5 protein-coding genes are annotated in these 6,857 nt (G+C 66.9%); all 5 read right to left on the bottom strand.

What is annotated here, in order from left to right; translation table 11 throughout:
• Nucleotides 1-93: 93 nt before the first annotated feature.
• Nucleotides 94-1,734 (bottom strand): VanW family protein, encoded by a 1,641-nt coding sequence (locus QZ271_RS13500; RefSeq protein WP_291432340.1) that lies wholly within the window; start codon nt 1,732-1,734, stop codon nt 94-96.
• A gap of 304 nt (nt 1,735-2,038) precedes the next feature.
• A complete protein-coding gene (locus QZ271_RS13495) occupies nt 2,039-3,322 on the bottom strand; it encodes an acetylornithine/succinylornithine family transaminase (RefSeq protein WP_291432338.1) in 1,284 nt (427 codons plus the stop codon).
• A 353-nt stretch (nt 3,323-3,675) separates the two neighbouring features.
• Nucleotides 3,676-4,248: a cob(I)yrinic acid a,c-diamide adenosyltransferase gene (locus QZ271_RS13490; protein WP_291432336.1), complete on the bottom strand. Its 573-nt coding sequence runs from the start codon at nt 4,246-4,248 to the stop codon at nt 3,676-3,678.
• A 98-nt stretch (nt 4,249-4,346) separates the two neighbouring features.
• Nucleotides 4,347-5,849 carry a 4-alpha-glucanotransferase gene (gene malQ / locus QZ271_RS13485; protein ID WP_291432334.1) on the bottom strand — a complete coding sequence of 501 codons (1,503 nt, stop codon included), beginning with the start codon at nt 5,847-5,849 and terminating at the stop codon, nt 4,347-4,349.
• 286 nt (nt 5,850-6,135) lie between these two features.
• On the bottom strand, nt 6,136-6,857 hold a 722-nt coding region (locus QZ271_RS13480), incomplete at its 5' end, for an N-acetylmuramoyl-L-alanine amidase (protein ID WP_291432332.1).

Below are 6,857 nucleotides of genomic sequence, written 5' to 3'. Positions count from 1 at the left end.
TTCTGTTTCACACCCTCATTCTGAGGTCAGAAGCCGTGCTGGACGTCCTTTTCTAAAACTGAAAGATGTCAGTCAACCATCAACCGTCGTCCATCAACTCCTGGGGCCGGTTTCGTACACCGCCTGCCAGGGTTTGTACACGGTGCTGACGCGGTCGCTGCGGGTGCCTTTGGCGTCACGGATGGTACGGCTAATGTACAGGCTGTACCCGTCGGCGGCCCAGTCCACCTGGGTCATCTGGCCGGGACGCAGGGACGGGTTCACCACGTACTTGGGAGCGGGGTGCGGCACGCGGGCCGTGATGACGGCGGGGTTGACCGTCACCGTCCGTTTGGGTTTCACGCCCCAGACCTGCACGTCCAGGGTACTGGTGGCGTTGTTGTTGACGGTCTTGATCAGGATGGGCGCGCTCGTGTCGTTTTTCATCTTCAGGTCCAGCCCCGGATCGTACACGGCGGCCTCGAAGCCCACCTGCGGTTCGTAGTAGCCCACACGGTACGAATGCTGGTTGCGTTCCACGACCGGCAGGCCCGCCTGGTACAGCGCGCGGAAGGTGGTCGTGCTGACCTGGCACACGCCGCCGCCCAGACCGTCCACGGTGCGGCCACCACTGATGATCAGGCCGCCCACGAACCCGTTCGAGGCGTCAATGCCGCCCAGGGCCTTCAGGAACGAGAAGACCTCACCGGCGGGCACGACGGCGCCGTTGATCTTGGCGGCGGCGTTGGCGATATTCGTGCGGCGCGCGGCGCTGGAGTGGTAGTAGGTGCTGCGGCCCGTGGTGATCAGCTCCAGGGCCCCGGCATCCGGGAGGCTCGCCAGGGTCAGGGTGGGTTTATCCAGACGGCTGGGAAACACGGCCGCCTTCTGCATGACGTCCAGCACGCTCTTGCGGAAGACGGCGTACGCGGCGGCGCGGTCCGTGACGACCCCGGCGCGCTCCCTGACCTTGACCAGCTTGCCGCCCTGAAGGGCGTAGCGGGCGTTCTGGGCAGGCTGATCGACAAAGCCGGCCAGGCGACCGAAGGCGGCCTTGAGGGTCGTCTCGTCGGGCACGATCCCGGTTTCACGAACCCAGTACAGGTCCGCGACCTGAAGGGCGTTCAGGGTGCCGGTGCGACCTGTGGTGCCGAGTGTCACAGTGAACGGGCGCGCCAGCGCGTTGCCCTGTTTCGCGTAGGCACTCAGGGCCTCGGTGGTGTACTGCGGGGCCTGCTCGGTCGCCGCGACCGTCAGGGTGGTCAGGGCGGGGTTGGCCACGTAGGCGTTCACAGCGCCGGTCACATCGACCTTCACGCCGGTCACGCCCGGTTTCACGGCGTACTTCATGCTGGTTTTGTCGAAGTACACGCTGGCGTTTCTGGGAGCCGCGTTCAGCCCGGCCGTCAGGGAGTTCAGGGCCGCCCTGGCCTCCGCAGCGTCCACGGCCGCCGTCAGGGGAATGTCCTGCACCGGCGCCGCGCCCACCAGACCCTGCAACCTCTCCAGCACGCCGCGCTCGGCGGTGATCTTCTGCGCGGCCTGCACGCTGGTTTCAGCGTCGGCGTGCCAGCCGAGTGTGTCGGCCGCGACCGTCCAGTTGTTCTTGCCGGCGCGGACCGTGACCTGGGGCGCGGCGGCCGCCCGGTTTCCGAGCGCGCTGAGGGCCTGCTCGCGGTTCAGGCCGCCGACGTCCACGCCGGCAATGTGCAGTCCGGGGGCCATCTTGCCGTCCGGTTGCGTCGCGACACCCATGGCGAGCGCCCCTCCGAGGAGTGCGACTGCCGTTATCCCTACCACCCAGTACTTCATCGCCGTACAGTGTAAGGAAATTCACGCCGCTGTGTTTGAAGAAAATCACCTTCTTCACCCACACCCACGTTCATTAAGTTCCTGATGTTGTGGAGGAAGTGTAGACCCCCCGCCTGCCGTCCGGCCCCAGACTTAAAGACACCACCCGCCGGACCTGCCGGGAGTGGTGCTTTCTGAAACGGGCTGCCTTCTTCACCTGGGCCTCCCCAGTCTGGCCCTCTTCCGTCTGGCCCTATTCCGTTTGGGCCTATTCCGTCTGGATGGCCTCGCCCTGGGCCGTCCCGCTCGCGGCGGCCTGCGCGGCCAGCTGGGCCTGCCGCTCGGCGCGGGGGTTCACGCCACTGAGCACGCGCTCGAAGGCGGCCACGACCGCGTCGATCTGCTCGCGGCTGATGGTGATGGGCGGCAGGAAGCGCACGACCAGCGGGGTGGCCTGGAGGGCCAGGACGCCTTCCTCGTGTTCCAGCGCGTGAATGTACGGCGCGCTCTTCTCCTTGAGTTCCACGCCGATCATCAGACCCAGGCCGCGCACCTCGCGGACCTTGGGGCTCCCAATGGCGCGCAGCCGCTCCATGAAGTACTCGCCCTTCTCGCGGGCCTGCTCGGCCATGCCTTCGCGTTTCATGGCGCGGATGGTCGCCACGCCCGCCGCCATCGCCAGCGGGTTCCCTCCGAAGGTGCCGCCGTGCCCGCCGGCCGGCATACGGTCCGCGACATCCTGGGTCATGACGAACGCGCCGATGGGAACGCCGCCGCCCATGGCCTTGGCGAGTGTCATGCCGTCGGGCACCACGCCATAGTGTTCGGCCGCGAAGAACTTGCCGGTGCGGCAGAACCCGGTCTGGATCTCGTCGAGGATCAGCAGCGCGCCCCGCTCCTGAGTGATGCGGCGGGCTTCCTGCATGAATTCCAGGCTGGCGGGACGCACGCCGCCCTCGCCCTGAACGGCCTCGAGAATCACGGCGGCCGTCTCCTCGGTAACGGCGGCGCGGAGTTCCTCGATGTTCCCGAAGGTCACGAAGTCCACGTTGCGGTTGTCCACCGCATCCCCGAAGGGCTCACGGTACTTGGGTTCCCAGGTGAAGGCCAGTGCGCCCAGGCTGCGGCCCGAGAAGCCGCGTTTCATGCTGACAAAACGCTTGCGGCCCGTGCCGGTGATGGCGAACTTCTTGGCGGCCTCCATGGCCTCGGTGCCGCTGTTGCACAGGAACACGCGGTCGAGGCCGGCGGGGGTGACGCTGACCAGTTCCGAGAGGAACTCGGCGCGCCTGTCGTTGGGGAGGCTCTGCGGCATGACGATCAGGCGGTCGACCTGTTCCTTGATGGCGCGCACCACGTCCGGGTGGCTGTGACCGACGGTGGCGACCCCGTACCCGGCCACGCAGTCGATGTACGAACGGCCCGACTCGTCCCAGACGGTGGCGCCCAGGCCGCGCGTCATGACGACCTCGTGCTTGCCGACGACGCGGCTGTCGTACTTCAGTTCGGCTTCAAGCCATTTGCTCTGCGGGTGGGTGGGTGCTCCAGTCATGCTGTCCTCCGTGGGGTGTGCGCGTGCCCGGCTGGGGCGCGGTTGTTGCGACAGTGTAGGCCCTGGTGGTCGCGGCGGCGTACCGGTGTCCAGTTCACCCGGTCATATCATATGATAAGCAAAATACAAGATTTCTTTTCATTTGTCGTCTGCGCCCGGCCGACACAGCAGCCCGGCCGGATCAGGACAGCACCGGTCCTTCAATCCGAGTCTGTATCGGTCCCAGTTGCGTGGTCGCCAGTTCCACGGGGTTCAGGGTGGCCAGCAGCACCATGATTACGTCGTGCACCGTGGCGTGGTCGCCGCCCACCCACCGCCCAGCGTCAGCCTGCGCTTCCCGTCCGTTCAGTCCCTCAGCGGCGGCCCTTGACCAGCCAGGCGTGCTCCTCGATACCGGCGGACTGATTGGCGGCGCGGGCCATCACGAACAGCAGGTCGGACAGGCGATTCAGGTACACCTGCACGTGCGGGTTGGCGTCCTCCTCGTGCAGCAGGCGGATCACCTCGCGCTCGGCGCGGCGAGCGACGGTGCGGGCCACGTGCAGGCTGGCGGCGGCGGGCGTGCCGCCGGGGTGCACGAAGCCCGTGAAGGGCGGCGCGGCCTCCTGGTAGCGGTCGATCATGGCCTCGATGAACGTGGCGTCCTGCTCGTCCATGCGGGTGATCTTCTTCTCGTACGTGGTTCCGCTGCGGGTGGCCAGGTCAGCGCCCACGTCGAACAGGGCGTTCTGGAGGTACTCCAGGTCGGCGTCCAGGGCCGGGTCGGGTTTGTGGCTGCGGGTGTTGTGGGCGCGGGCCAGTCCGATGGCGCTGTTGAGTTCATCGACGGTGCCGTACGCTTCCACCCGGATGTTCGCCTTGCTCACGCGGTCCGCGCCGTACAGTCCCGTGGTGCCGCCGTCGCCGGTTTTGGTGTAGAGCTTCATGCCCACAGGGTAGTGGATGGTGAACGGTTGATGGTTGATGGAAGGTCCGGCGACCCTCTATCAACCATCAACTTTCAACCATCAACTGGCGGCGGTTCTTACCGTCCGGTGGATTCGGTCAGTTCCCTGAGGGTCGTGGCGATGTCCGGGCGCAGGTCGGCGGCGCGGTACCGCCACGTCCAGTTGTGGACCCCGGTGGTCCCCGGGAGGTTCATGCGGGCGTCCGTGCCGAGGTTCAGGAGGTCCTGCAGGGGCACGATGGCCAGCGCGGCGCGGCTCTCGAAGGCCATGCGGGTCAGCTGGGCCGCGAAGGTGTCTTCCGTGGGGTCACTGCTGGTATACACGCGGAAGTTGTGGCGCTCCTGCTCCTCGGCGTGCACCCACCAGCCGCGGCTGGTGTCGTTGTCATGTGTGCCGGTGTACACGACCTGATTCTCACGCAGGTTGTGGGGCAGGAAGTCGTTGACACTGAACTCGCCGCCGCCGAACGCGAACTGCAAGACGGCCATGCCGGGAAATTCGAAGTCATCGCGGAGTTTCTCGACATCGGGCGTGATGACGCCCAGGTCCTCGGCGATGATGGGCAGAACGCCCAGCGCCTCACGGACGGCGGCGAACATCTCGTGGCCCAGGGCAGGCACCCACTGGCCGTGAATGGCAGTATCGGCAGGAAAGGGGATTTCCCAGCTGGCCGCGAACCCCCGGAAGTGATCGATGCGGATCAGGTCAAAGAGGTTCAGGCTGCCCTGGAAACGCTCGATCCACCACTGGAAGCCGGCGTCCTGCATGGCCTTCCAGTTGTACAGCGGGTTGCCCCACAGCTGGCCGGTCTCGCTGAAGTAGTCCGGGGGCACGCCGGCCACGACAGTCGGCTGGCCCTGGTCGTCGAAGTAGAACTGATCGCGGTTGGCCCACACGTCGCTGCTGTCCATGGCGACGAAGATGGGAAGGTCTCCGATGATCTGGATGCCTTTCTCGGCGGCGTAGCGGCGCAGGACGTTCCACTGGCGGAAGAAGAGGAACTGGATGAACTTCACGCGTTCGGTGGTGCCGGTCAGTTGTTCGCGCGCGGCGCTCAGCGCGTCGGGGTGGCGGTCGCGGGTGGCCGCCTCCCAGGCGTTCCAGGGCAGACCGCCGTGCGCGTCCTTGAGGGCCATGAACAGCGCGTAGTCGTCGAGCCACGCGGCCTGCTCCTGCTTGAAGGCCTCGAAGTCGGCGGTCAGGTGCTGCGCGCCGCCGAAGGCGTAGTGGGCGTAGGCGCGGCCCAGCATCTGGTTACGCCACACGTATTGCTGCCCGAAATCGACCTTGTCGGCGTTGAAGTCCGGCAGGGCGTTGAAATCCGTCTCTTGCAGCAGGCCGTGTTCGCGCAGGGCGGTCAGGTCGATCAGGTAGGGATTTCCGGCAAAGGCGCTGAACGCCTGATAGGGGCTGTCGCCGTACCCGGTGGGGCCCAGGGGCATGACCTGCCAGTACTTCTGGCCGGCGCGCGCGAGCCAGTCCACGAAGGCGCGGGCGTGCGCGCCGAGTTCCCCGATGCCGTAGGGGCCAGGAAGGCTGGTGGGGTGCAGCAGAACGCCGCTGGATCGTGTGATGGTCATGAGAGAACCTCCTGATGATCGGCTGTGGGTGACCGGCTGTCGGCCGCTGGCGCGTACGGGAACGGAATCGGGAACCTCTGCCAGGACTGGAAGTGATTCCACATTGACTGTCAAGGATAGTACCGTGAAGGCGCGGGGCCGTCATCCCAGGTGAAGACCTCCCCAGGTGCAGCGGTCCAGTCAAATGGGCCAGGCAAGTGGGCCAGGCAAGTGGGCCAGGCAAGTGGGCCAGTCAAGTGGGCCAGCCGGTCAGTTCAGGCCGGTACGGGCAAGCGGGCGCCGCCGCCTACTTGGTGTTCAGGAAATCTAGGATGGCGCGCGCCAGGGCCTGCGCCAGTTGCTCGCGGTACGCGGCAGAGGCCAGCTTGGGCCCCTCGACCGGATGGGACCCGAAGCCCACCTCGACCAGAATGGCGGGCGTGGTGGGGTTGCGGATCACGTAGAAGGCGTCGGTCTGCACACCCCGGTTCACGGCGCCGGTCGCGGCGATCAGGCGGGACTGCACCTTCTGCGCCAGCTGACGGCTGAACGAGATCTTGGCCTGAGCCAGAATGTCACCCAGCAGGTTCTGCGCGGTGTTCGCTGCCTGGCGGGTCAACTGCTCGCCGAGGCTGCCGCCACCGTTTTCCTGCACGGCCAGACTGCGGTTACTGCCCGCCAGCGGCTGCCCGAAATAGTACGTCTCGATGCCCTGCGCGGACGCCCCGGCCGAGTTCACGTGAATGCTGACGAACGCGCTGACCTGCCCGTTGTTCGCCAGTCGGGACCGGGCTTCCAGGTCGGCGCCCTTGTTGGCACTCAGGTGCCGGTCCGCCGTGCGGGACATGGTCACGTTCACCCCATGCCGTTGCAGTTCGGCGCGGGTGCGCAGGGCCACGTCCAGCGTGACGTCCTCCTCGGTGACCCAGCGGCTGACCATGCCGGGATCGATCCCGCCGTGCCCGGCGTCCAGTACCACGCGCGGGCGGGTGGCGGCCGTGCTGGCCGGGCGGGTCACGGCGACCGGCC

Origin of the sequence: Deinococcus sp. (genome assembly GCF_018260555.1) — a bacterium.
Taxonomy (GTDB): Bacteria; Deinococcota; Deinococci; order Deinococcales; family Deinococcaceae; genus Deinococcus.
The sequence above is the reverse complement of the archived record's forward strand: the minus strand, read 5'-3'. Positions and strand labels throughout refer to the sequence as shown.

Coding starts and splice junctions, on each gene's coding strand:
- QZ271_RS13500 (WP_291432340.1), bottom strand. CDS start 1,734: ATGGGTGTCGCGACGCAACCGGACGGCAAGATGGCCCCCGGACTGCAC.
- QZ271_RS13495 (WP_291432338.1), bottom strand. CDS start 3,322: ATGACTGGAGCACCCACCCACCCGCAGAGCAAATGGCTTGAAGCCGAA.
- QZ271_RS13490 (WP_291432336.1), bottom strand. CDS start 4,248: ATGAAGCTCTACACCAAAACCGGCGACGGCGGCACCACGGGACTGTAC.
- malQ (WP_291432334.1), bottom strand. CDS start 5,849: ATGACCATCACACGATCCAGCGGCGTTCTGCTGCACCCCACCAGCCTT.